This window comes from Pseudomonas sp. RIT-PI-o, assembly GCF_001297215.1.
GTDB classification, from domain to species: domain Bacteria; phylum Pseudomonadota; class Gammaproteobacteria; order Pseudomonadales; family Pseudomonadaceae; genus Aquipseudomonas; species Aquipseudomonas moraviensis_A.
This window is the reverse complement of sequence record NZ_LHPA01000025.1, coordinates 13,512-38,590: the sequence shown is the minus strand read 5'-3', so window position 1 is coordinate 38,590 and position 25,079 is coordinate 13,512. Positions and strand designations below refer to the sequence as shown.

General features: G+C 62.6%; 23 protein-coding genes and 1 pseudogene. 16 read left to right on the top strand and 8 right to left on the bottom strand.

Annotated elements, in window-relative coordinates:
- Positions 1-91 (top strand): annotated as a pseudogene (locus AEQ63_RS28220) (peptidase P60); the annotation flags it as partial.
- Between the two features lie 77 nt (positions 92-168).
- Here AEQ63_RS28220 and AEQ63_RS16885 read toward each other — a convergent pair.
- Positions 169-786 carry a C40 family peptidase gene (locus tag AEQ63_RS16885; RefSeq protein ID WP_042606566.1) on the bottom strand — a complete coding sequence of 206 codons (618 nt, stop codon included), beginning with the start codon at positions 784-786 and terminating at the stop codon, positions 169-171.
- A gap of 248 nt (positions 787-1,034) precedes the next feature.
- Between AEQ63_RS16885 and AEQ63_RS16880 the strand changes: the two genes are divergently transcribed.
- Complete coding sequence (locus AEQ63_RS16880; RefSeq protein ID WP_064364172.1) at positions 1,035-1,469, top strand: NINE protein; 435 nt, start codon at positions 1,035-1,037, stop codon at positions 1,467-1,469.
- A gap of 83 nt (positions 1,470-1,552) precedes the next feature.
- Here the strand turns inward: AEQ63_RS16880 and AEQ63_RS16875 are convergent, their stop codons facing one another.
- The 7 genes from AEQ63_RS16875 to gshB form a co-directional block, all read right to left on the bottom strand.
- Positions 1,553-2,824 (bottom strand): dihydroorotase, encoded by a 1,272-nt coding sequence (locus AEQ63_RS16875; protein ID WP_064364171.1) that lies wholly within the window; start codon positions 2,822-2,824, stop codon positions 1,553-1,555.
- Positions 2,821-3,825: an aspartate carbamoyltransferase catalytic subunit gene (locus tag AEQ63_RS16870; protein WP_016772736.1), complete on the bottom strand. Its 1,005-nt coding sequence runs from the start codon at positions 3,823-3,825 to the stop codon at positions 2,821-2,823. The genes AEQ63_RS16875 and AEQ63_RS16870 overlap by 4 nt, the downstream gene beginning before the upstream one ends.
- 27 nt (positions 3,826-3,852) lie before the next feature.
- Complete coding sequence (gene pyrR, locus AEQ63_RS16865; protein WP_064364170.1) at positions 3,853-4,359, bottom strand: bifunctional pyr operon transcriptional regulator/uracil phosphoribosyltransferase PyrR; 507 nt, start codon at positions 4,357-4,359, stop codon at positions 3,853-3,855.
- 81 nt (positions 4,360-4,440) lie between these two features.
- Complete coding sequence (ruvX, locus tag AEQ63_RS16860) at positions 4,441-4,878, bottom strand: Holliday junction resolvase RuvX (protein WP_064364169.1); 438 nt, start codon at positions 4,876-4,878, stop codon at positions 4,441-4,443.
- Complete coding sequence (locus tag AEQ63_RS16855; RefSeq protein ID WP_064364168.1) at positions 4,878-5,450, bottom strand: YqgE/AlgH family protein; 573 nt, start codon at positions 5,448-5,450, stop codon at positions 4,878-4,880. Before AEQ63_RS16855 ends, ruvX begins: the two co-directional genes overlap by 1 nt.
- A gap of 171 nt (positions 5,451-5,621) precedes the next feature.
- Entirely contained in the window at positions 5,622-6,521 is a 900-nt protein-coding gene (locus AEQ63_RS16850) for an energy transducer TonB (protein ID WP_064364167.1), read from the bottom strand.
- Positions 6,522-6,628: 107 nt separating this feature from the next.
- Positions 6,629-7,600 carry a glutathione synthase gene (gshB, locus tag AEQ63_RS16845; protein WP_064364166.1) on the bottom strand — a complete coding sequence of 324 codons (972 nt, stop codon included), beginning with the start codon at positions 7,598-7,600 and terminating at the stop codon, positions 6,629-6,631.
- A gap of 225 nt (positions 7,601-7,825) precedes the next feature.
- Here gshB and pilG point away from each other — a divergent pair, with 225 nt between their 5' ends.
- The 14 genes from pilG to mdcH all read left to right on the top strand — a co-directional run bounded on the left by pilG (position 7,826) and on the right by mdcH (position 25,068).
- Positions 7,826-8,230 carry a twitching motility response regulator PilG gene (gene pilG / locus AEQ63_RS16840; RefSeq protein WP_016772743.1) on the top strand — a complete coding sequence of 135 codons (405 nt, stop codon included), beginning with the start codon at positions 7,826-7,828 and terminating at the stop codon, positions 8,228-8,230.
- Positions 8,231-8,290: 60 nt separating this feature from the next.
- Positions 8,291-8,656, top strand: a complete 366-nt coding sequence (gene pilH, locus AEQ63_RS16835) for a twitching motility response regulator PilH (RefSeq protein ID WP_039757553.1) — start codon at positions 8,291-8,293, stop codon at positions 8,654-8,656.
- 10 nt (positions 8,657-8,666) lie between these two features.
- Positions 8,667-9,206 (top strand): chemotaxis protein CheW, encoded by a 540-nt coding sequence (locus AEQ63_RS16830; RefSeq protein ID WP_042606572.1) that lies wholly within the window; start codon positions 8,667-8,669, stop codon positions 9,204-9,206.
- A gap of 144 nt (positions 9,207-9,350) precedes the next feature.
- Complete coding sequence (locus AEQ63_RS16825; RefSeq protein ID WP_064364165.1) at positions 9,351-11,399, top strand: methyl-accepting chemotaxis protein; 2,049 nt, start codon at positions 9,351-9,353, stop codon at positions 11,397-11,399.
- A gap of 11 nt (positions 11,400-11,410) precedes the next feature.
- Complete coding sequence (locus AEQ63_RS16820; protein ID WP_064364164.1) at positions 11,411-17,326, top strand: Hpt domain-containing protein; 5,916 nt, start codon at positions 11,411-11,413, stop codon at positions 17,324-17,326.
- On the top strand, positions 17,319-17,789 hold the full coding sequence (locus AEQ63_RS16815; RefSeq protein ID WP_042606575.1) for a chemotaxis protein CheW: 471 nt from the start codon (positions 17,319-17,321) through the stop codon (positions 17,787-17,789). The genes AEQ63_RS16820 and AEQ63_RS16815 overlap by 8 nt, the downstream gene beginning before the upstream one ends.
- A 532-nt stretch (positions 17,790-18,321) precedes the next feature.
- Positions 18,322-18,687: a DUF6124 family protein gene (locus tag AEQ63_RS16810; RefSeq protein WP_064364163.1), complete on the top strand. Its 366-nt coding sequence runs from the start codon at positions 18,322-18,324 to the stop codon at positions 18,685-18,687.
- Between the two features lie 397 nt (positions 18,688-19,084).
- Positions 19,085-20,755: a malonate decarboxylase subunit alpha gene (gene mdcA, locus AEQ63_RS16805; RefSeq protein WP_042606577.1), complete on the top strand. Its 1,671-nt coding sequence runs from the start codon at positions 19,085-19,087 to the stop codon at positions 20,753-20,755.
- The gene (locus tag AEQ63_RS16800) at positions 20,755-21,612 is read left to right on the top strand and encodes a triphosphoribosyl-dephospho-CoA synthase (protein ID WP_064364162.1); all 858 of its coding nucleotides are present in this window, start codon (positions 20,755-20,757) and stop codon (positions 21,610-21,612) included. Before mdcA ends, AEQ63_RS16800 begins: the two co-directional genes overlap by 1 nt.
- Entirely contained in the window at positions 21,612-21,911 is a 300-nt protein-coding gene (locus AEQ63_RS16795) for a malonate decarboxylase subunit delta (protein ID WP_056786420.1), read from the top strand. The genes AEQ63_RS16800 and AEQ63_RS16795 overlap by 1 nt, the downstream gene beginning before the upstream one ends.
- Complete coding sequence (locus tag AEQ63_RS16790; protein ID WP_064364161.1) at positions 21,904-22,755, top strand: biotin-independent malonate decarboxylase subunit beta; 852 nt, start codon at positions 21,904-21,906, stop codon at positions 22,753-22,755. The genes AEQ63_RS16795 and AEQ63_RS16790 overlap by 8 nt, the downstream gene beginning before the upstream one ends.
- A complete protein-coding gene (mdcE, locus tag AEQ63_RS16785) occupies positions 22,752-23,537 on the top strand; it encodes a biotin-independent malonate decarboxylase subunit gamma (protein WP_042606581.1) in 786 nt (261 codons plus the stop codon). Before AEQ63_RS16790 ends, mdcE begins: the two co-directional genes overlap by 4 nt.
- The gene (locus AEQ63_RS16780) at positions 23,531-24,151 is read left to right on the top strand and encodes a malonate decarboxylase holo-ACP synthase (RefSeq protein WP_064364160.1); all 621 of its coding nucleotides are present in this window, start codon (positions 23,531-23,533) and stop codon (positions 24,149-24,151) included. Before mdcE ends, AEQ63_RS16780 begins: the two co-directional genes overlap by 7 nt.
- Positions 24,148-25,068, top strand: coding sequence for a malonate decarboxylase subunit epsilon (mdcH, locus tag AEQ63_RS16775; RefSeq protein WP_064364159.1), 921 nt, complete (start codon positions 24,148-24,150; stop codon positions 25,066-25,068). The genes AEQ63_RS16780 and mdcH overlap by 4 nt, the downstream gene beginning before the upstream one ends.
- Positions 25,069-25,079 lie beyond the last annotated feature (11 nt).

Sequence of the window (25,079 nt, the reverse complement as noted above, 5' to 3'; positions counted from 1 at the left end):
CAGCAAACTGGTGCCACCGATGGCGAGCAAGGAAAGCAGCAATGTGCTGAGCCGTGCGGTGAACGTCCTCGGTACACCTTATCGTTGGGGCTGCGCAGCAGCCCCACAAACTTGTGAGCGCTGCGCACTCAAGCGGGAGCAAGCTCCCTCGCCACAGTTGATGGTGGGTTAACGCTGGACTACACGCAGTTGCTGTTGCTCTTTGGGCAACACGCGCTTGGCCACGACGTAATGCTTTTCCCAGTACGGCTTGTTCAGCGTGTCGATGCTCACCGCTTTGCCACGGCGCGGGGCGTGGATGAAGCGGTCGTTGCCCAGGTAGATGGCAACATGGTTGACCCGACGGCTCTTGATGTTGAAGAAAATCAGGTCGCCGGGTTTCAGATCCTTGCGCTCGACTTTCTCGCCGTGACCGCTGGCCATGGCGTTGGAGGTGCGTGGCAGGTCGAACGTAGCGTCGTTGAACGCGTATTTCACCAAGCCGCTGCAATCGAAGCCTTTACTTGGGCTGCTGCCGCCCCAACGATAAGGTGTACCGAGGACGTTCACCGCACGGCTCAGCACATTGCTGCTTTCCTTGCTCGCCATCGGTGGCACCAGTTTGCTGCGGCTCTTGCTGCTCAGCGTGGTGGTTTTGCTCTTGCTGCTTTTGCTCGCTGGAGCCGAAGCATGGGATTTAGGGGTAAAGCCGTTAACGTTTGGAAGACGTTGCTCACGATTGGTGGCGTGGGCGGCCAGTGGCATTAATAGGCAAATAGTCAGCCATGTCTTGAAAAATGGTCGCATTAGGCGTGGCTCGTAAGTGATAGCGCGCAACTTTATAACAGCTTTTTTTGCCGTTCCGAGGCCGTTCATCGATTCATTCCGCCGGCCAGGGAACCAAAAACGCTTAAAAAGTACGCAATTGTCCGACAGAAGTCAGGTTCTACAAGGGTTTCGCGCTAGCAACGGTAACATTTGCCATACGTCGGCCACCTGTAAAAAAGTCACAAAGAAATGAAGAATATTTATCTATCGAGTGCAATGAGGTCTTAATGAACAGCTATCAGCTACCCCGCGTGAAAGAAAAAGACACTCACAGCAAAGTCATCGGCTACCTGCTGTGGATTTTCGGATTCACGGGTGCGCACCGCTTTTATTACGGCAAGCCGGTGACCGGGACGATCTGGTTCTTCACCTTCGGTTTGCTGGGGATTGGCTGGCTCATCGACGTGTTTCTGATCCCGGCGATGGATCGCGAGGCCGACCTGCGTTTTGCCGCCGGGCCGATCGAGTACAACGTCGCGTGGATCCTGCTGACCTTCCTCGGTGTGTTCGGCGTACACCGCATGTATCAGGGCAAATGGATCAGCGGCTTGCTGTATCTGCTGACCGGCGGGGTGTTCTTTATTGGTGTGCTGTATGACTTCTGGACGCTGAACGATCAGGTGTCGGTGCGTAACGCGCAGAATCGCGGCGCCTTCCAGTAAGCTTTCGCGAGCAGGCTCGCTCCCACAGGAATCACCGCAAAACCTGTGGGAGCGAGCCTGCTCGCGAGGGGGTCAACTGGCTATCAAGCCTGGTGCGTAATCCGCCCATCCACCAGCGTATAGCGAACGACACCCGGCAAACTGTGCCCGATGAACGGGCAGTTCTCGCCCTTCGACAGCCAGTGTTCACCGGCAACCGTCGATGCTTTCGGATCGAACAGCACGATATCCGCCGCCCCTCCTACCGCCAGCTTGCCCGCCGGCAGGCGCAACGCTCCGGCCGGGCCTGCGCTCAGGCGTGCCAGCAGCGTCGGCAGATCGAGCAAGCCATCCTCGACCAGGGTCATCGCCAGGGGCAGCAGCAACTCAACGCTGCTGATGCCCGGCTCGGTGGCGCCGAACGGCGCCAGTTTGGCGTCGCGCTCGTGGGGCTGGTGATGGCTGGAGATGGCCGAAACCACCCCGGACTTCACCGCTTCACGCAGGCCATCGCGGTCGGCGCGGGTGCGCAGCGGCGGTTGCACGTGATAGAGGCTGTTGAAGTCGATCAGCGCTTCGTCAGTCAGAATCAACTGATACAGCGCGACATCCGCCGTCACCTTCAAGCCACGGGCCTGGGCCTGCGCGATCAGGGCAACGCCGCGAGCACTGGTCAACTGGCTGAAGTGCGCACGCACACCGGTCTGCTCGACCAGCAGCAGGTCACGGGCGAGCGCTACGGTTTCGGCGGTTTCCGGAATTCCCGGCAGGCCGAGGAAACTGGCGACCGCGCCTTCGTGGGCCAGACCGCCCTCGGCCAGATCGTGATCCTGCGAGTTGAAAATCACCGTCAGGTCAAACGTCGCCGCATATTCCAGCGCCCGGCACAGGGTGCGGCTGTTGCGGAAACTCTCCAGACCGTTGCCGAACGCCACACAACCGGCGTCACGCAGGGCCACCAGTTCGGCCAGTTGCTCACCGTCCAGACCTTTGCTCAGTGCGCCGATCGGGAACACCTTGGTGTTGCCGGCTTCACGGGCGCGGTCGAGGATCAGTTCGGCCACGGCAGAAGTGTCGAGCACCGGTCTGGTCTTCGGTGGGCAGCACAGACTGGTGACGCCACCGGCAGCGGCGGCGCGGGTTTCGCTGACGATCGAGCCTTTGCGGCTGTAACCCGGCTCGCGCAGGGCAACGTTGAGATCGACCAGGCCAGGCGCGGCGACCAGGCCTTGGGCATCGATGGTTTCTACTGCGCTGAAACCCGCCGGCGCGGCGCCGAGGGCGACGATCTTGCAGGCTTCAACGTGGATATCGGTGATTTGATCCAGGCCGCTGCTGGGATCGATGACGCGTGCGCCGAGAATGCTGAGCTTCACTGGGCGTTCTCCTGCTCGAATTGGCGCTGGGCAGTCTGCCCGCTCATGGCCATGGACAGCACGGCCATGCGAATCGCGATGCCGTAGGTCACTTGATTGAGGATCACCGAGTGCGGGCCGTCGGCCACCGCCGATTCGATCTCCACACCCCGGTTGATCGGCCCCGGGTGCATGACGATGCAATCCGGTTTGGCCCCGGCCAGACGCGCGGTGGTCAGACCGAACAGGCGGTAGAACTCGCCCTCGCTCGGCAGCAGGCCGCCGGTCATGCGCTCACGTTGCAGGCGCAGCATGATCACCACGTCGACGTCTTTCAGGCCTTCGGCCATGTCGGTGTAGACCTTGACGCCGTATTGCTCGATGCCGATCGGCAGCAGGGTTTTCGGCGCGATCACGCGGATATCCGGGCAGCCGAGGGTTTTCAGCGCGAGCATGTTCGAGCGCGCCACCCGCGAATGCAGGATGTCGCCGACGATCGCCACCGAGAGGTTTTCGAAACCGCCCTTGTGCCGACGGATGGTGAGCATGTCGAGCATGCCTTGCGTCGGGTGCGCGTGTCGGCCGTCACCGCCGTTGATGATCGCCACTTGCGGGCAGACATGCTCGGCGATGAAGTGCGCCGCACCGGAGTCGCCGTGGCGCACGACAAACATGTCGGCGGCCATGGCCTCAAGGTTGCGCAGGGTATCGAGTAACGTTTCGCCCTTGCTCGCCGACGATGTCGACACGTTCAGGGTGATCACGTCCGCCGACAGCCGCTGGGCCGCCAGCTCGAAAGTGGTGCGGGTGCGCGTGGAGTTTTCGAAGAACACGTTGCACACGGTCTTGCCGCGCAGCAACGGGACTTTCTTCACCGCCCGGGCACCGACTTCGAGGAACGAGTCGGCAGTGTCGAGGATTTCCGTCAGCAACTCGCGGCGCAAGCCGTCGAGCGAGAGGAAGTGGCGCAGCTGGCCCTGATCATTGAGCTGCAGCGGGCGCTTGGTATCTAGAGGCGTCATCGCGAGGGGGACTCTCAATAGGGCGGATTAAAGGGTGACGTCTTGCAGTTCGAGGCTCAGCGGCTCGGGGCCGGACAGCTTGACCCGCTGGTTGCCGGCCAGGGCCAGAGTGGCGCCGACCACGTTCGGGCGGATCGGCAGCTCACCGGCGTCCAGATCCAGCAGGCAGACCAGAGTGACGCTGGCCGGGCGGCCGTAATCGAACAATTCGTTCATCGCCGCGCGGATGGTGCGACCGCTCATCAGCACGTCGTCGATCAGCACCAGATGCTGGCCTTCGATCTCGAAGGGCAGGGCGGACGGGCGCACTTGCGGGTGCAGGCCGTTCTGGCTGAAATCGTCGCGGTAGAAGGACACATCCAGCGTGCCCAGTGGCGCATCGCTGTTCAGTTCCTTGAGCAGCGCCTGCGCGACCCAGATGCCGCCGGTGCGGATGCCGATGTAACGCGGTTCGTTGATGTCACGCTGGGCAAGGTGCGCCTTGAGGCGGGTCGCCATCTGGCTAATCAGATCGGCGGGATTGGGCAGGCTCATGGTTGCTCCTTCGTGAATCCGCGCTGCGTCCTGCCGGACGAAGCTCGGTTTATAACCAAAAGAAAAGCGCCGAAGCGCTTGTCAGGATTCAAACAATGCGGTGTTTTCATCGAGCCAGCCCTGCAGCAGCAGGGCGGCGGCGATGGCGTCCACCGGGTTGTCGCGGTAACTGCCTTTCTGCCCGCCACGCACCAGTCGCTCGCCTTTGGCTTCGAAGGTGGTCAGGCGTTCGTCGTGGGTATAGAAGGGCAGGTTGTAGCGGCCGTTGAGGCGGCGGGCGAACTTCTCGGCGCGCACGCACATCTCGCTGAGCGTGCCGTCCATGTTTAACGGCAGGCCGACCACCACGGCGTCGGGTTTCCATTCTTTTATCAGCGCTTCGACCTGATCCCAGTTCGGCACGCCGTTTTGCGCCTTCAGGGTGCACAGCTCGCGGGCCTGGCCGGTGATGACCTGGCCGACCGCGACGCCGATCTGTTTGGTGCCGTAGTCGAAACCGAGAATCAGGCGCAGGGCCATCAGGCGTGACCTGCCTGACTGGTGAGCAGGTTGAGGTCGATGCCCAGGTGCCGCGCCGCCGCTTCGAGACGCAATTCGCTGCGGGTATTGAAGAGGATGTCGGCGTTGAACGGGCAGGTCAGCCAGGCATTGTCGGCCAGTTCGGCTTCCAGTTGCCCGGCTTCCCAACCGGCGTAGCCGAGGGTGATCAGGCTCTGCGCGGGGCCGACGCCGTCAGCGATGGCGAACAGCACGTCCTGCGACGTCGACAGGGCCAGATCGCTGTCCAGTTGCGCGGTGGCCTGGAAGGTTTTGCCTGCTGGATGCAGGACAAAACCGCGATCGGTCTGCACTGGGCCGCCGATGAAGATCGGCACATTCTGGCAGCGCGCCGGCGGCTCGATGTCCGGGCGCAACTGTTCGAGGATGTCGGCCAGGTTCAACTCTTGCGGCCTGTTGACCACCAGCCCCATCGCGCCATTGGCCGTGTGCTCGACGATGTAGGTCAAGGTATGGGCAAAGTTCGGGTCGGCCATGTGTGGCATGGCGATCAGGAAGTGATGCTTGAGGTAGGTGGGGCTGACGTTTTTCATGAGCGCTAGTGTGGCGTTCGGGGGGCGAACTGACAAGCCGGAGATGTAAGCAACACACCGATCAACTGTAGGAGTGAGCCTGCTCGCGATAGCGGGGTGTCAGTCAAATGTTCAGGTTCTGACATACCGCTATCGCGAGCAGGCTCACTCCTACAGGGGGTATGTGGTGTGTCAGTTGCTCGAGAGCTTGTCGCCCCGGGCAAATTTCCAGGTGCGGATGATTTCCAGACGATCGATATCCGACAGATCGCCGGTAAACGGTGCAAACGGCGCGGCCAGGCGGACGATGCGTTGCGCGGCCTGATCGAGCAGCGGCTGGCCGGAGGACTCCAGCACCAGCACTTCATACAGCGAGCCGTCGCGGTTGATCGAGACCATCAGGCGCAAATTGCCGTAGATCTGCTTGCGCCGTGCTTCTTCGGGGTAGTTGAGGTTGCCGATGCGCTCGACCTTCTTGCGCCAGTCGTCCTTGTACCAGGCGCCCTTGTCGCGCATGGTCGACGCCGCGCTCAAGCGGTGGATGCGCGGGCGCTTGGCGTACAGCTGTTGTTCCTTGGCCAGTTCCGCCTCGAGGCTGGCGATGTCGCTGGACAGCTGCGAACTGTCGAACGCCGGCGCGTCGACGGTCGGTTTGACCTCGGTTTTGCTTTCTTCTTTCTTGGTCGGCGCTTTCTTCGGTTTCGGCGCTACCGTAGTCACCGCTGCCTTCGGTGCGGCTTCCTGCACCTCTGGCTTGGCCGCGGGTGGCGGGGTGACCTTTTTGACCTGATTGTCCTGGAAAGGCGCGACTTCAGTGGTCTTGGGCAGGGCTTTCTTGTCCAGCGTGCCACTGCCTTCCTGGTTTTCCTGAGCGAGAAAATCTGCCTTCTCCGGCTTCTTCTCGGTCTTGAACGTGGCGAGGGTGATTTCCAGGGTTTTGCTGATCTGCTGCGGCTCGACCATCGTGAAGCCGACGCCCAGCCGCAGCGCCAAATGAATCAGCGCCGCCAGAAACAGGGTAAAACCGAGGCGATCGGCCGGGCGCACGCCACGATGGGCGAGTTCAGCGGGCAGATCGGACGGGAGGGTCATGACAAGAAAACCAACATCGCGTTTTTCAGAGGCTGCGCATGATAACGCAATGTTGGTTTCGCGCCTTGGGCTTCACGCTTCAAGCGACAGACTGCATGTGACGTGCATCAGGCTTTTGGCTTTTTGCCGGCCGCGTGCAGCTTTTTATCGATCGCATCCATCAGCATGCCACCGATGTCAGTGCCAAACGCATTGTCGATTTCGCGGATGCAGGTCGGGCTGGTGACGTTGATTTCGGTCAGATGCTCGCCGATCACATCGAGGCCGACGAACAGCAGGCCTTTCTCGCGGAGGGTCGGGCCGACCTGGGCGGCGATCCAGCGATCCTTCTCGGTCAGCGGACGGGCTTCGCCACGGCCACCGGCGGCGAGGTTGCCACGGGTTTCGCCCATTGCCGGGATTCGCGCCAGGCAGTAATCCACCGGCTCGCCATCGATCATCAGGATGCGCTTGTCGCCATCGACGATCGCCGGCAGGTAACCCTGAATCATGATCTGCTGCTTGCCGTGCAGGGTCAGGGTTTCGAGGATCACCGAGAGGTTCGGGTGGCCGGCGGTGTGGCGGAAGATCGACGAACCGCCCATGCCGTCCAGCGGCTTGAGGATCACGTCGCCGTGATGATCGGCGAACTGGCGCAGTACATCCGGGCGACGGCTGACGATGGTTGGCGGCGTGCACTGCGGGAACAGCGTGGCGAACAGCTTTTCATTGCAGTCGCGCAGGCTCTGCGGCTTGTTCACCACCAGCACGCCGGCGGCTTCGGCCTGTTCCAGCAGGTAGGTGGAGTAAACGAATTCCATGTCGAACGGCGGATCCTTGCGCATCAGGATCACGTCCAGGTCGCTCAGCAGCTTGTCCTGCTCGGCGTCCAGTTCGAACCACTTGTCCGGGTTGGCGAAGACTTTCAGCGGGCTCATCCGCGCCCGCGCCTGGCCCTCGGCCTGATACAGGTCTTTCTGTTCCATGTAGAACAGTTCCCAGCCGCGCTTCTGCGCGGCCAGCAGCATGGCCAGCGAGCTATCCTTTTTATAGGAGATGCTGGCGATAGGGTCCATGACAATCCCGACGCGAACGCTCATTGGGTTTTCCTCGAAATTTGGCTACCGGATCGGTATTGAAAAAGTGCCGCCAGAGTGGCGCCGGGCGGGTTTCGGGTCAAGGAAAAACCCGTCGATAGATTGCATCTGGAGACTGTGCTAAAAAGGCTGGCAGATCGCGCCGGCCCTTGGCTATCAAGGGTTTCAGGCCATTATTCACAGTAAATCGGACAATTTGATTCGCAAAGGCGACGGTAGAACCCTCTTATGGAACAGCAGTCCAGCGCCTTGAAGGTCATGGTGATCGACGACTCGAAAACGATTCGTCGCACCGCCGAAACATTGTTGAAGAACGTCGGTTGCGAAGTGATCACCGCCATCGACGGTTTCGATGCGCTGGCGAAGATTGCCGACCACCATCCCGGGATCATCTTCGTCGACATCATGATGCCGCGTCTGGATGGTTATCAGACCTGTGCCCTGATCAAGAACAACAGCGCTTTCAAGGCGACGCCGGTGATCATGCTGTCGTCCAGGGACGGTTTGTTCGACAAGGCCAAGGGGCGGATTGTCGGCTCTGATCAGTTTCTGACCAAACCGTTCAGCAAAGAAGAACTGCTCAACGCGATCCAGGCCCATGTTCCGGGCTTCGCCGCCGTTTTGCCGCAGTAAGACACGCACAGTGACGCTCGGCCAGCGGGCCGGCAGTCGACCAGAAAAATGGGGAAGACCATGGCACGTATCCTGATCGTCGATGATTCGCCGACTGAAATGTACAAACTCACCGGCATGCTCGAAAAGCACGGCCATGAAGTGCTCAAGGCCGAGAACGGCGCCGACGGCGTGGCCCTGGCCCGTCAGGAAAAACCCGACGCCGTGCTGATGGACATCGTCATGCCCGGCCTCAATGGTTTTCAGGCGACCCGGCAACTGACCAAGGATGCCGACACCGCGCACATCCCGGTGATCATCATCACCACCAAGGATCAGGAAACCGACAAGGTCTGGGGCACCCGTCAGGGCGCCAAGGATTACCTGACTAAACCGGTCGACGAAGACACCCTGATCAAGACCCTGAACAACGTGCTCAAAGGCTGAGCGCGCAATCATGAGCGAATCGCTGACCGCGTTCGAACTGCTCTGGCAGATCGACCAGCGCTGCCGCCTGCTGGCGGCGGACCTGCCCTCGCAAGCGGCGCGCCCGGATCGCTGGAGCGGCATCGGCTTTCGCCTCGGCGAGCATTGGTATGTGGCGCCGATGGGCGAAGTCAGCGAAGTCCTGCATGAACCGCGCTTCACCCAGTTGCCCGGGGTCAAACCGTGGGTCAAGGGTGTGGCCAACTTGCGCGGGCGGTTGCTGCCGATCATGGACCTGTGCGGGTTCTTCGGCCACGAGCTGTCGCCGCTGCGCAAACAGCGGCGGGTATTGGTGGTGGAACACGAAGACGTGTTCGCCGGGGTGATGGTTGACGAGGTCATCGGTTTGCAGCATTTCGAGCAGGGCAGTTTCGAGCCGCTGTCGATCAGCAAGCGCCAGGGCTCCAAGGCCGAGTTCGTCAAAGGCTATTTCCGCCGCGAGCAGAACTGGCGGGTGTTCAGCCTGTTCGCACTGGCCAAATCCCCGGTGTTCATGGGTGTCGCAATATAGCCGTCACAACACAGATCCCTTGTAGGAGTGAGCCTGCTCGCGATTCAGGCGCCGCGGTGTATCAAGCACACCGCGTTATCGTTCAATCGCGAGCAGGCTCACTCCTACAGTTTCAACGGGCGAGCTTCAAACAGGCGAGGACCGATGACAAAAGCAAAAACAGGCAAGTCGGCAGAAGCATCGCGCAGTCGCGCACAGATCATCGTGCTGTTTATCGCACTGATCGTGTTCATCATGCTGCTGTTCGCCAACTTCGCGTACCTCAACACCCAGGCGAACTACGACAAGCAGTACATCGGCCACGCCGGTGAACTGCGGGTGCTCTCGCAACGCATTGCCAAGAACGCCACCGAAGCGGCGGCGGGCAAGGCGGCCGCCTTCAAACTGCTCAGCGATGCGCGCAACGATTTCGCCCAGCGCTGGGGTTACCTGAAGAAAGGTGACCCGAACACCGGCCTGCCGCCGGCACCCGTCGCCGTGCGCCCGGAAATGCGCGCGGTGCAAATGGACTGGGAGCGCCTGCTGAAAAACACCGATGCGATCCTCAGCAGCGAACAGACCGTGCTGTCGCTGCATCAGGTCGCCGCGACGCTGGCCGAAACCGTGCCGCAGTTGCAGATCGAATACGAAAAAGTCGTGGAAATCCTGCTCCAGCGCGGCGCCCCGGCGGCGCAGGTGGCGATGGCGCAACGGCAATCGTTGCTGGCCGAACGCATCCTTGGCGCGGTCAACACCGTGCTCGCCGGTGACGAAAATTCGCAGCAGGCCGCCGATGCCTTTGGCCGTGATGCGGCGCGTTTCGGTCTGGTGCTCAACGGCATGTTGCAGGGCAACCCGGCGCTGAAAATCAGCCAGGTCGAAGACCGCGACGCCCGTGCGCGTTTGAGCGAAATCTCCGAGCTGTTCCAGTTCGTTTCCGGCTCGGTGGACGAGATCCTCGAAACCTCGCCGGAGCTGTTCAAGGTCCGCGAATCGGCGAGCAACATCTTCACCCTGTCGCAAACCCTGCTCGATGAAGCCTCGCACCTGGCCACCGGTTTCGAAAATCTCGCCGGCGGGCGCAACACCGACACCATTGGCGGCTATGTGCTGGGCTTGCTGGCACTGGCCTCGATCATCCTCATCGGCCTGGTCATGGTGCGCGAAACCAATCGCCAGTTGCGCGAGACTGCCGAGAAGAACGAGCGCAACCAGAACGCGATCATGCGCCTGCTCGACGAGATCGAAGACCTTGCCGATGGCGACCTCACCGTCACCGCTTCGGTGACCGAAGACTTCACCGGCACCATCGCCGACTCGATCAACTATTCCGTCGACCAGTTGCGCGATCTGGTGGCGACCATCAACCTCACCGCCGGCCAGGTTGCCGCTGCCGTGCAGGAAACCCAGGCCACCGCCATGCATCTGGCCCAAGCGTCTGAGCAACAGGCCCAGCAGATTTCCGAAGCTTCGACGGCGATCAGCGACATGGCCGAGTCCATCGATCAGGTTTCGGCCAACGCTGCCGAATCGTCGGCGGTGGCCGAGCGCTCCGTGGAAATCGCCAACAAGGGCAACGAGGTGGTGCACAACACCATCCACGGCATGGACAACATCCGCGAGCAGATTCAGGACACCGCCAAGCGCATCAAGCGCCTCGGCGAGTCCTCTCAGGAGATCGGCGACATCGTCAGCCTGATCGATGACATCGCCGACCAGACCAACATCCTCGCCCTCAACGCAGCGATCCAGGCATCGATGGCCGGTGATGCCGGGCGCGGTTTTGCCGTGGTTGCCGACGAAGTGCAGCGGCTGGCCGAACGTTCGTCCGCCGCGACCCGGCAGATCGAAACACTGGTGCGGGCGATTCAGGCCGACACCAACGAAGCGGTGATTTCCATGGAACAGACCACCACCGAAGTGGTGCGCGGCGCGCGACTGGCGCAGGATGCCGGTGTGGCCCTGGAAGAAATCGAAGGCGTCTCCAAGACCCTCGCGGCGCTGATCCAGAGCATTTCCAACGCGGCGCAGCAGCAGACGTCCTCGGCGGGGCAGATCTCGCTGACCATGAACGTGATCCAGCAGATCACTTCGCAGACTTCGTCGGGCTCCACGGCCACCGCCGAGAGCATCGGCAACCTGGCGAAAATGGCCAGTCAGTTGCGCCGTTCGGTGTCCGGTTTCACCTTGCCGGCGGCGACAGATAAAGCGTGAGTGGAGTGGTTATGGGTGATCGGCACGACTATGTGGCCCTGGAGTGGGTCAAGGGCGAAATTGCCGAAACGCTGAAGCTCGCGCATCAGGCGATCGAAGCCGTGCTCGACGATCCGCAGGCCCTCCCCGGGCTGGACGAATGCCTGGCGTACATTCATCAGGTCCACGGCAGTCTGCAAATGGTCGAGTTCTACGGCGCGGCATTGCTCGCCGAGGAAATGGAGCAGTTGGTCGAAGCACTGCTACATGATCGCGTGCCGCACCGCGACGAAGCCTTGCCCCTGATGCTGCAGGCGCGGGGGCAATTGCCGGCGTCCCTCGCCCGCGTGAAAGGCCCCCGCCGTGACCTGCCGCTGGTGGTGTTGCCGCTGACCAGCGCCCGGCGCAGCGGCCGTGGTGAACGCCTGCGGGCGGAAACCAGCCTGTTCAGCCCGCCACTGCCCGAGCTGGCGCCGCTCGGCGACGAAGCACTCGCTGCACTGGAACCGCCCGAGCTGCCAAACGTGCTGCGCAAACTGCGGCAGATGCTGCAAATGGCCCTGGTCGGTCTGCTGCGCGAACAGGATGACCAGACGCACCTCGATTATCTGGCCAAGGTCTTTGTTCGCCTGGAAGCGTTGAGCGGCGACGCGCCGTTGAGCCCGTTGTGGCAGGTCGCCTCGGCGTTGGTCGAGGGCATGCGCGAGGGCGTAATCGCCAACAGTCCGGCGCTGCGCAGCCTGTTCAAGGACGCCGACAAAGAGCTCAAGCGCCTGCTCGAGCAGGGCATCGTCGGGCTCGATCAACCGGCGCCGGCCGAGCTGCTGAAAAGCCTGTTGTTCTATATTGCCAAAGCCGAACATCCCACCGGGCAGATGCTGACCATGAAAGATCGCTACTCCCTGGACGACGCGTTGCCCGACAGCGCGATGGTCGATGAAGAACGCGCGCGCCTCGCCGGCCCCGACCGCGATGCCATGCGCTCGGTACTGGCGGCGCTGTGCGAAGAGCTGGTGCGGGTCAAGGAACGCCTCGATCTGTTCGTGCGCAGCGACCGCCAGCACGCCTCGGATCTGGACAGCCTGCTCGCGCCGCTACGGCAGATTGCCGACACCCTCGCGGTGCTGGGTTTCGGCCAGCCGCGCAAAGTCATCATCGACCAATTGGCGGTGGTGCTCAGCCTCGCTCAGGGCCAGCGCGAACCGAACGACGCGATCCTCATGGACGTCGCCGGGGCCTTGCTTTACGTCGAAGCGACGCTGGCCGGCATGGTCGGCACGGTGGAGACGCAAAGCGCCGACGATGCGCGCCTGCCGACCACCGACCTGACGCAGATCCACCAGATTGTGATCAAGGAAGCGCGCATCTGCCTGCAACAGGCCAAGGACATGATCGTCGACTACATCGACGCCGATTGGGACCGCCAGCATTTGCAAGCGCTGCCCGACCTGCTGACCCAGGTGCGCGGCGCGCTGGCGATGATTCCACTGCCACGGGCGGCGAGTCTGGTCGAGGCCTGCAACGGCTTCATTCGCGAGCATTTGATGCTCGATGCTCACGAACCGGGCTGGGAGCAACTCGATCATCTGGCCGATGCGATCAGCAGCCTCGAGTATTACCTCGAACGCCTGAGCGACGATCCGCAAGTACCCGCCGAACATCTGCTCGATGTCGCGCAGAACAGCCTCGCCAGCCTTGGCTTCTTTCCCAGCGAGCAGCCCGGCGAAGCGCAGGTGCCGGTGCTTGATGAAGTGCTCAGCCCTGACGAAGCGCAGGTCATGCAAGGCCTGCAAACCCTCGACGACCCTCAAGTGGTGCAGTCACTGGCCGAGGTGCTGGCCAGCCCGGTGTCGGCGCTCAACCCGCCGGCGCGCAATACCCCCGACAGCCTGATGCCGCCGCCGGCCGATGAAGAACCGGTCGACGATGAGCTGCGCGAAGTGTTCCTCGAAGAGACCGACGAAGTCCTCGCAGTGCTCCACGAATACCTGCCGCGCTGGACCGCCAATCCGCAGGACCGCGCCGCGTTGACTGAACTGCGCCGGGCCTTCCACACCTTGAAGGGCAGCGGGCGCATGGTTCGCGCATTGGTCCTCGGCGAACTGGCCTGGGCGGTGGAAAACCTGCTCAACCGCGTGCTTGAGCAAAGCGTCGAACCCGGCGCCGTGCTGCGCCAATTGCTCGGCGACACGCTGTTGCTGCTGCCCGAGCTGATCAACGAATTCGCCACCCAGCGCCAACGCCAGCGCAGCGATGTCGACCAGCTCGCCGCCCGCGCCCACGCGCTGGCCAAGGGCGATGAACCGCTGGCCGCCGAAGACACCGACGACGTCGCCGCGCTGGACCCGCTGCTGCTGGAAATCTTCCGCAAGGAGGCCGAAACCCACCTCGCCAGCCTCAACCGCTTCCTCGATCAAGCCGCCGAGCACGTGCCGTTGCCGGCCAGCGACGAGCTGCAACGCGCGCTGCACACGCTCAAGGGCAGTGCCTCGATGGCCGGCGTATTGCCGATGGCCGAACTTGCCGCGTCACTCGATCAACTGGCCCGCGAGTTCAAGGCGCATCAGTTGCCGCTGGACCTGGACGAGGTCGAATTGCTGCTCGAAGCCGAAGGCCTGTTCCGTGTCGGCCTGCGTCAGATCAAGCACGATCCGCTGGCGCCGATTGTCGGTGCGCAGTCGCTGATCAAACGCACCGACGCGCTGCTCGCCGAACGCCTGCAAGCCAGCTCCGATAGCGCTGAAAGCGGCTTGCGCCTCAAGCGCGATCCGCAACTGATCAACAACTTCCTCGCCCAGGGCATGGACATCCTGCTCGACGCCGAAAACCTCTTGCAGCGCTGGCAGCAGCACCCCGGCGAGCGCCAGGAACTCAGTGCCTTGCTCGATGAACTGACCACCCTCGGCGAAGGCGCGCACCTTGCCGATCTGCTACCGGTCGACGGTTTATGCGAAGCCTTGCTCGACCTGTATGGCGCGGTGGAAGAAAGCAGTCTGGCGGTCAGCGAGCGGTTTTTCCACGAAGCGCAACTGGCCCACGAAGCGCTGATCAACATGCTCGACGAACTCGCCGCCGGCCAGGAAATCACCCCGCAGCCGGAGCGGATCCGCGCCTTGCAGGAACTGCTCGACGAAGGCCTCGACCCGGCGTCGATGGGCCTGATCCGCAGCGATGGCAGCCGCACCCTGGACATTCGCGAACTGGGCAGCGCCACCGCCCAATTGCAGCAATCGGCTGCCGCGCTCGAACCGGACGACGAGATCGTTGAAATCTTCCTCGAAGAGGCGGTGGACATCCTCGACAGCGCCGGACAAGCCTTGCAGCGCTGGCTCAAGGATCCGGACAACAGCGCGCCGCTGTCGTCGTTACAGCGCGACTTGCACACGCTGAAGGGCGGTGCGCGCATGGCCGAAGTCGAGGCCGTAGGTGACCTCGCCCTGGAACTGGAAAACCTCTACGAAGGCCTGGTCGATCGACGCTACAACCACAGCGCCGCGCTCGAAGGGTTGCTGCAGCAGAGTCATGAACGCTTGGCGCTGATGCTCGAGCAACTGCAAGCGCATCAAGCGCTGACCCCGGCGCAGGATCTGATCGACGCCATCCGTCAGCTGCGTCAGGGCCAGGCCGCCAGCGAAGCTGCCCCAGCGCCAACCGAGCACGACAACGCCGGGCACGACCCGGAGTTGCTGGAGATCTTCCTCGAAGAAGGCTTCGACATCATCGAAAGCTCCGGCGCTGCACTGCTGCGCTGGCAGGCCGAGCCGGGCAACCGCCAGGAAGTCGAAACCCTGCTGCGCGATCTGCACACCCTCAAGGGCGGCGCGCGAATGGTCGAAATCGGCCCGATCGGCGACCTCGCCCATGAGCTGGAATTTCTCTACGAAAGCCTCTCTACCGGTGCGCTGCAACCCTCTGCCGAACTGTTCGCGTTGGTGCAGCGCGGCCATGACCGACTGGCGCAAATGCTCGATGGCGTGCGCGCCGGGCAGCCGTGCCCACCGGCCGATCGGCTGATCAACGCGATCCAGAATTTCAGTCACCCGGTGCAGGTTGAAGCGCCGCCAGCGCCTGCACCATTGCCTGTGGCCAAGCCTGAGGCTGCGCCACCGAGTGCCGATACTGGCGCGGACATGGTCAAGGTGTCTTCCGAACTGCTCGATGAGCTGGTCAATCTGGCCGGTGAAACGTCGATCTTTCGCGGGCGGATCGAGCAGCAGGTCAACGATGCGCAGATTGCCCTGAACGAGATGGAAACCACCATCGAACGTATGCGCGATCAACTGCGCCGCCTCGACACGGAAACCCAGGGGCGGATTCTCAGCCGTCAGCAAGTCGACGGTGAGCGCCTCGGTTACGAAGATTTCGATCCGCTGGAAATGGACCGCCATTCGCAGTTGCAGCAACTGTCGCGGGCATTGTTCGAATCGGCCTCGGACCTGCTCGACCTCAAGGAAACCCTCGACCGCCGCAACCACGATGCGGAGAACCTGCTGCAGCAGCAGGGACGGATCAACACCGAGCTGCAGGAAGGCCTGATGCGCACGCGCATGGTGCCGTTCGAACGCATGGTCCCGCGTCTGAAACGCATCGTTCGTCAGGTCGCTGAAGAGCTGGGCAAGGATGTTGCGTTTGTTGTCGGCAATGCCGATGGCGAGATGGATCGTAATGTCCTCGAACGCATGGCCGCGCCGCTGGAACACATGCTGCGCAACGCCGTCGACCATGGCCTGGAATCTGCCGAGGTGCGGCTGGCGGCGGGCAAACCGGCGCAAGGACAGATCAGCCTCGATCTGTCTCGCGAGGGCGGCGACATGGTTTTCGACATCCGCGACGACGGCGCCGGGGTGCCGCTGGAAGCCGTGCGGCGCAAGGCGATCAAGCGCGGTCTGCTGGCGCCCGATGCCGAGATCAGCGACCGCGATGTCCTGCAATTCATCCTCCAGCCGGGCTTCTCCACGGCGGAAAAGATCACCCAGATTTCCGGGCGTGGCGTCGGCATGGACGTGGTCCACGAAGAAGTGCGTCAGCTCGGCGGTAGCATGAGCATCGATTCAGTGCCGGGGCAGGGCGTGCATTTTCGCATTCGCCTGCCCTTCACCGTGTCGGTCAACCGCGCGCTGATGGTGCAGTGTGGCGAGGATCAATACGCGATTCCGCTGAACACCATCGAAGGCATCGTGCGCGTGTTGCCGAATGATCTGGAAGGGCACTTCCGTCACGATCCCCCAAGCTATCAATACGGTGGCCAGCGTTATGAACTGTGCTATCTGGGCGAGCTGCTGAAGACTGCGCCACGGCCGAAACTGCTCGGGCAGAACCTGCCGTTGCCGGTGCTGCTGGTGCATTACAACGATCGCCACATCGCGGTGCTGGTCGACTCCATGGCCGGCACCCGCGAGATCGTGGTCAAGAGCCTCGGCCCGCAGTTCGCTGCGGTGCAGGGGGTGTCGGGGGCGACGATTCTCGGCGATGGCCGCGTGGTGCTGATTCTGGATCTGCTCGCCCCGATCCGGGCGATGCAGGCGCGTCTTTCGCAAGAGCCGGCGCGCACGGAGATCGACAGCGAACCGCACAAGCCGCTGCTGATCATGGTCGTCGATGACTCGGTGACGGTGCGCAAGGTCACCAGCCGTTTGCTTGAGCGCCACGGCATGAACGTGCTGACCGCCAAGGACGGTGTCGATGCGATGCTGCTGCTTGAAGAGCACATGCCCGATCTGATGCTGCTCGACATCGAAATGCCGCGCATGGACGGCTTCGAAGTCGCCACCCAGGTGCGCAACGATGAACGCCTGCAACATCTGCCGATCATCATGATCACCTCGCGCACCGGGCAGAAACACCGCGACCGCGCCATGGCCATCGGCGTCAACGACTACCTCGGCAAGCCGTATCAGGAGTCGGTGTTGCTGGAGAGCATTGCCCAGTGGAGCAAGAAACATGCATGAACACCGGCACAACCCGCGCACCGGCCAGCTTACCGGGCTGCTGCTGCCGCTGGCCGATCGCAACCTGATCCTGCCCAACGTCGCGATCGCCGAGCTGATCGACTACCAGGCCAGCGCTTTCGACCTCGATACCCCACCGTGGTACCTGGGCCGGGTGACGTGGCGTGAGCGGCAGATTCCGCTGATCAGTTTCGAATCGGCGTGCGGACAGAAAATCGTCATCGGCGAACGGGCGCGGATTGTGATCTTGAATGCCTTGGGTGGTTTGCCTGAATTGAAATTCATTGCCCTGCTGGTGCAGGGGATACCGCGTTCGTACAAGCTGGACAGTCAGTTGAGTTATGTCGATGTGCCGTTGTGTGCGCTGGAGCAGGCGGCGGTGCAGGTGGGGGAGCAGGTGGCGAAGGTGCCGGATTTGTTGGGGCTGGAGCGGTTGTTGGTGGAGGCTGGCCTAGTAGGCTGATCCGGATTTTGGGCGGCTTTGCTGGCCTCATCGCGAGCAGGCTCACTCCTACAGGGGGCTGCGGTGCATGAGATTTTGCGGCTGGACGCAGATCCATTGTAGGAGTGAGCCTGCTCGCGATTACGCCAGTCGCATCACCACAATCCCACAGGTAGATCCTCAATTCCTGTAGCTCAATAAACACCAATCCTTTCCGGTGTTTAAAGACACCAGGTGTTACGCCCCACCAACCTACAAATCCTTGCGCCCCTGCCTACGCCTGCGCCAGAATCCGCCGGCTTGTGCGCCCAGGGCATGCTGCGTAACTTGGATCGGGTCACTGATTCGCAGTGATCGGGTTTAGTAGCCCGCGGTAATTCAGCTGGTCGTGCATTCATCACAGGTGTTCCGCATCTGAGCTTGATGGTGGTTGTACGCAGGGCGCTTCGGCGCGCCGGCTTAAGCTGAGTTCCCCGGTCTACTAACCTGCGTACAGCTGCCTCCCTTTCGTTTAGTAGCCAAGGGTTGGCGCTCAACAACGGGAACACAGCTTATGTTCAAAGTAACCCCAAATCCGCCGGCCACAGACCCGGCATCTCCTTACCAGTCCCCCGACTCCAAGAAATTCAACGAAGCCGCCGAGCGCGCCCTCGACCATTACCTCGGCCCGCCCAGCGCTGACTTCATGGCGCCGCCTTACATCCCCAACACGCTGTACATTGCCAATCCCGAGGCCGACACCGAATCCTTGCTGGCCGATGCCTGTGAAACGCTCGGCTCGGCAACGGTGATGCTGCATAACCACGCCGCTTCAGTTGAAGGCTCACAGCGCAAGACCCTGCAGGGCATCGCGCAGATTGTCATGGTGGCGGAGATGGCGGTGAACCGGGTGCTGGACAAAATGGTGCCAACCGACTGAAAGCCCCTCACCCCAGCCCTCTCCCAGAGGGAGAGGGAGCCGACCGAGGTGTCTCGGGTCCTACATCGACCTGAATAACCGAGTCGATTATGGATTCACTACAACTGGTTCAGGTCAGCATCATTCCCAAGCATCCCCCAATCAGTCCCCTCTCCCTCGGGAGAGGGCTAGGGTGAGGGGCTGTTGATTTTTCGTTTCGGGATTCACCACGGCTGCTTCAGGTCGGCGTCATTCCCAAGCATCCCCCAATCGGTCCCCTCTCCCTCCGGGAGAGGGCTAGGGTGAGGGTAGCTTTTGAACGTTACGCTCAGCGTAATGATTCACCACCCAGCTTGATTGATGCCCTCACCACACGCGCCTAACGTGGCTCCACGACAGCGAACCCCGTGGAGTGAGCATGACAACGACAATTTCCCCTGACTCGCGCTGGACGCGGCGGCGTGACGAGAAGCAGCGCCGGCTCGACAAGGTGCGCGGGCTGGCCGATGGCGCGGTGTTGCCCAGTGACAAAATCGTCGCCGCGCTCGAAGCGTTGATCCATCCCGGCGATCGCGTGGTGCTCGAGGGCAACAACCAGAAGCAGGCGGATTTCCTCTCGCGTTCGCTGGCCAAAGCCGACCCGGCGACACTCCACGACCTGCACATGATCATGCCCAGCGTTGGCCGCTCCGAACACCTTGACCTGTTCGAACGCGGCATCGCCCGCAAGCTCGATTTCTCCTTCGCCGGCACCCAGAGCCTGCGCATCAGCCAGTTGCTCGAAGATGGCTTGCTCGAAGTCGGCGCCATTCACACGTACATCGAACTCTATGCCCGCCTCGTCGTGGACCTGATCCCCAACGTTGTGCTCTCGGCCGGTTTCATGGCTGATCGCGCCGGCAACATCTACACCGGCCCCAGCACCGAAGACACCCCGGCGTTGATTGAGCCGGCAGCGTTCAGCGACGGCATCGTCATCGTCCAGGTCAACCAGTTGGTCGACGACGTCAGCGAACTCCCTCGCGTGGACATTCCGGCGTCTTGGGTCGACTTCGTGGTGGTGGCCGACAAGCCGTTCTACATCGAACCGCTGTTCACCCGCGACCCGCGCCACATCAAACCTGTGCATGTGTTGATGGCGATGATGGCGATCCGTGGCATCTACGAAAAACACAACGTGCAGTCGCTCAACCACGGCATCGGTTTCAACACGGCGGCCATCGAATTGATCCTGCCGACCTATGGCGAATCCCTCGGCCTTAAAGGCAAGATCTGCCGCAACTGGACGCTCAACCCGCACCCGACGCTGATCCCGGCGATTGAAAGCGGCTGGGTCGAGAGCGTGCATTGCTTCGGCACCGAACTGGGCATGGAAAACTACATCGCCGCTCGGCCGGATGTGTTCTTCACCGGCCGCGACGGCTCGCTGCGCTCCAACCGCATGGTCTGCCAACTGGCGGGGCAATACGCGGTGGATCTGTTTATCGGCGCGACATTGCAGGTCGATGGCGACGGCCATTCCTCGACCGTGACCCGTGGCCGTCTCGCCGGTTTCGGTGGCGCGCCGAACATGGGCCACGACCCGCGCGGCCGGCGTCACGGTACCCCGGCGTGGCTGGACATGCGCCACGCCGATGCGCCGCAACCGATGCTCGAACGCGGCAGGAAACTCGTGGTGCAAATGGTCGAGACGTTCCAGGAGGGCGGCAAACCGACCTTCGTCGAAACCCTCGACGCGGTCGAAGTGGCGAAGAAAAGCGGCATGCCGCTGGCACCGATCATGATCTACGGCGACGACGTCACCCACCTGCTCACCGAAGAAGGCATTGCCTATCTGTACAAGGCGCGCTCGCTGGAAGAGCGCCAGGCGATGATCGCAGCGGTGGCTGGCGTTACCGCCATCGGCCTGCGGCACAACCCGAAAGACACCGAACGCATGCGCCGCGAAGGCCTGATCGCCTTGCCCGAAGACCTTGGTATCCGCCGCACCGACGCCACCCGCGAATTGCTCGCAGCGAAAAGCGTGGCCGATCTGGTCGAGTGGTCCGGCGGTCTCTATAACCCGCCCGCCAAATTCAGGAGCTGGTAATGCACGCATTCAACCTGCAAGCGAAACCGCTGTCACTGGCTGATCGATTGGCCGATCTGGCGGTGGACGCGCTGATCGACGAAGCGGATCTGTCGCCGAAACCGGCGCTGGTCGATCGTCGTGGCAACGGCGCACACACCGATCTGCACCTGGGCCTGATGCACGCGTCGGCGCTGGCATTGTGGCCGGCATTCAAGGAAATGGCCGAGGCCGCGCTGGAGATCGGTGAAGTCGGTTTGCCGTTGCGCGAAGCGATCGGCCGCATCGGCCGCGAGGGCGAACAAGCGATGCTCGTGACCACCAACGGCGTCAACACCCATCGCGGTGCGATCTGGGCATTGGGACTGTTGGTGACAGCCGCCGCGCTGCAACCGAAATCCATCGCCCTGTGTGCCGCACGCCTGGCACTGCTCGACGACCGCTACGCACCGAAACCGCTCAGCCACGGCGCACAAGTTGCCCAGCGCTACGGCGCACACGGGGCCCGCGAGGAAGCGCAGCTGGGCTTCCCGTCCGTGCTGCAACGTGGCCTGCCGCAACTGCAGAAAAGCCGCGCCAACGGCTACGGCGAACAGAACGCCCGACTGGACGCCTTGCTGGCGATCATGACCGAGCTGGCCGACACCTGCGTGCTCTACCGCGCTGGCGAAGCCGGCCTGCACGCCATGCAGTCGGGGGCGCAAGCGGTGCTCGACGCCGGCGGCAGCGCCAGCCTCAGCGGTCGCCGGCGCCTGCACGAACTCGATCAACAACTCATCGCATTGAATGCCTCGCCCGGTGGCGCCGCCGACTTGCTCGCAGCCACGCTGCTGCTCGATCGCATCGAGCGCGACGGCATTGTTCAGGGAGCATTTTGATGGAAAGCCTATCGTTTGAATTCCCCGCCGGGCAGCCGCCACGCGGTCGTGCGCTGGTCGGTTGTGTCGGTTCGGGAGATCTGGAAGTGCTGATCGAGCCGGGTCTGGCCGGCAAGCTGACGATCAATGTGCAGACCTCGGTCAATGGCGCGCAGCAGCGCTGGCAACACCTGTTTGCGCGGATGTTCGACGGCACCACGCCGCCGGCGATGGCCATCGACATCCACGATTTCGGCGCGACGCCGGGGGTGGTGCGCTTGCGTCTGGAACAGGGTTTCGAGGAGATCGGCCATGACTGACAGCGCAGCGTTGCTCAACAAACACAGCTTCGTCGAACTCGGTGCGCGGCAGCGGGCGAAAGCCTTGCTCGACGCCGGGACCTTTCGCGAACTGCTCGATCCGTTTCAACGGGTGATGTCGCCATGGCTCGAACGCCAGGGTGTGGTGCCCCAGGCCGACGACGGCGTGATCATCGCCAAGGGCAGTCTTGACGGTCTGCCGGTAGTGATCGCGGCGATTGAAGGCGCATTCCAGGGCGGCAGCCTTGGCGAAGTCGGCGGGGCGAAGATTGCCGGTGCGCTGGAACTGGCGGCTGAAGACAATCGTAACGGCATTCCTACTCGCGCAGTGTTGCTGCTGGAAACCGGTGGCGTGCGCTTGCAGGAGGCCAATCTGGGGCTCGCGGCGATTGCTGATATTCATGCGGCGATTGTCGATCTGCAGCGCTACCAACCGGTGGTCGGAGTGGTCGCTGGCAGTGTCGGTTGCTTCGGCGGCATGTCGATTGCTGCGGCGCTGTGCAGCTATTTGCTGGTGACTCAGGAAGCACGTCTCGGCCTGAACGGCCCGCAGGTGATCGAGCAGGAAGCCGGGATCGAGGAATACGACTCCCGCGACCGGCCCTTCATCTGGAGCCTGACCGGCGGCGAACAGCGTTTCAACACGGGACTGGTGGACCGTTATGTCAGCGATGATGTGGCGCAGATTCGTCAGCAGGTCGGAGAGTTGCTCCAGCTAGGCTTGCCGGCACAGCCGCGCAGCCAGCGCGCCGAGTGGTTCCTGCAACGCCTCGGCAAGCTGAACACTGACCAGCAAATCGAACCGTCGGTGGTTCGCGATCTGTATCAAGGAGAGCGCTCATGAGCAGTTATTCATTGCGCGGTTTGCACTGGTTCAACGCCTTGAGCGAGGGCGCTGAAAGCGTCGAAGGTTTGCCGCCGTCATTGAAAGTGGCCGACGCTGAGCTTGGACGTTTTATCGCCGTGGTCGCCGACCCGGACAATCGTTTCCCTCGCGCCCGAAACGGCGAAGTCGGCTTGCTCGAAGGCTGGGGTCTGGCCAAGGCTGTGGATGACGCGATCAGCGCCGACCGCGACCAAGCGCAGAAGCGCCCGATCATCGCCATCGTCGATGTGCCGAGTCAGGCGTATGGCCGGCGCGAAGAAGCCCTCGGCATTCATCAGGCCCTGGCCGGCGCGGCGGACAGTTATGCCCGTGCGCGATTGGCCGGGCATCCGGTGATTGCGCTGCTGGTGGGTAAAGCGATGTCGGGCGCATTTCTCGCGCATGGTTACCAGGCCAATCGGCTGATTGCTTTGCGTGATCCCGGTGTGATGGTGCACGCGATGGGCAAGGCCTCGGCGGCGCGGGTGACATTGCGCAGTGTTGAAGAACTGGAAGCGCTGGCCGCCAGCGTGCCGCCCATGGCCTACGACATCGACAGCTACGCCAGCCTCGGTCTGCTTTGGGAAACTCTCTCGGTGCAGCAGATCGAACAGCCGACGGCGGAAGATCTGGCGCGGGTGCGCGAGTGCCTGAAGCAGGCGATCGATGATGTGAGCAGCAGTGATTTGAAAGGGCGCCTCGGTGCGAGCAATCGTGCAGCTTCCAGCCGCGTCCGCGAACTGCTGAGGGCGCAGTGGTGAACCTGACTTTGGCCCACGATCTGCTCTGGGGTATGACCCCGGCGCAGTTGCCGGCGGATGCGCCGGCGTGGGCGGTCGAGGTGCTGGCGGCCGGGCAACCGGTGGTGGTGCGGCGGGCGTTGAGTGCTGCCGGTTTTGTCGCGGTGGGTGTGCGCGGGGCTTTGCGCGAGCAGCGCCTGGCGGCGTTCATGCCGGTTGATTCGATTGCCCGGCGGGTCAGTCCTGAGGCGCTGTGTCATGTCGACAGCCCGCGTGATTTGCCGGTGATGCAGGCGCTGACACAGCTGCGACCGCTACTCGACGATTGCGGTTGGGTCTGGGGTGTCAGCGGCAGCGTAGGGTTTGAATTGGCCAGTGGCTTTGCCGCGATGCACGCCGCCAGCGATCTCGATTTGATCCTGCGTACGCCGCAGATGATCCGTCGTGATCAGGCGCGGGAACTGGTCGATTTGTTTGATCAAGCCGTGTGCCGGGTCGACGCGCAATTGCAGACGCCATTCGGTGCGGTGGCCTTGCGCGAATGGGCCAGTGATTCGGCCCGGGTGCTGCTGAAAACTGCCCATCAGGCGTGTCTGGTTATGGATCCGTGGAACCCGCAGGAGCAGGCAGCGTGAGCAGTCTGCTGGTGTTTCCCGGCCAGGGCGCGCAGCAGGCGGGCATGCTTCAGCGTTTGCCCGGCGACACCCTGGTCGAGGCCAGTGATGTTCTTGGCGAAGATGTCTCGCTGCTGGATTCCACCGAGGCATTGCGCACGACAAGGGCGGTCCAACTCTGTCTGCTGATCGCCGGGGTCGCTGCTTCACGGCAGTTATTGCAGGATGGCCTGAGAGCAGATTACGTCGCCGGGCTGTCCATCGGCGCTTATCCGGCGGCAGTGGTGGCGGGGGCCTTGAGTTTCAGCGATGCGCTGCATCTGGTCAGCCTGCGCGGTGAGCTGATGCAGCAGGCTTATCCGCAGGGCTACGGCATGACCGCGATCATCGGCTTGCAGTTGTCCACAGTGGAAACGCTGCTGGTCCAGGTGCACAGCGAAGATTCGCCGGCGTATCTGGCCAACATCAACGCCGATAACCAAGTGGTGATTGCCGGCAGCGACAAGGCCATGCAAGCGGTGGCCGAACTGGCGCGCGGTCGCGGCGCCGGAGTGGCGAAACGGCTGGCGGTGAGCGTGCCGTCGCATTGCCCATTGCTGGAAAAACCGGCGCAGGCGCTTGCCGACGCCTTCGCCAAGGTTGAACTGAAGAATCCGAAAATCGCTTATCTGAGCGGCAGTAGCGCGCGGCCTGTGACCAAAGTCGAAGCGCTGCGCGATGACCTCGCTTTCAACATGTGCCGCGTGGTGGATTGGCGCGGCACCGTGCAAAGCGCCTACGAGCACGGCGTGCGTTTACAGATCGAACTGCCGCCCGGTGCGGTGCTCAGCGGGCTGGCACGCCGGGTGTTCGAGCAGGGCACCGTCACTGCCTTCGACAGTGCCCGCCTCGACACCCTGCAAGCGCTGTTGCGAGAGGAGGGTGGCCGCCAACTCTAAACCGCCGACTC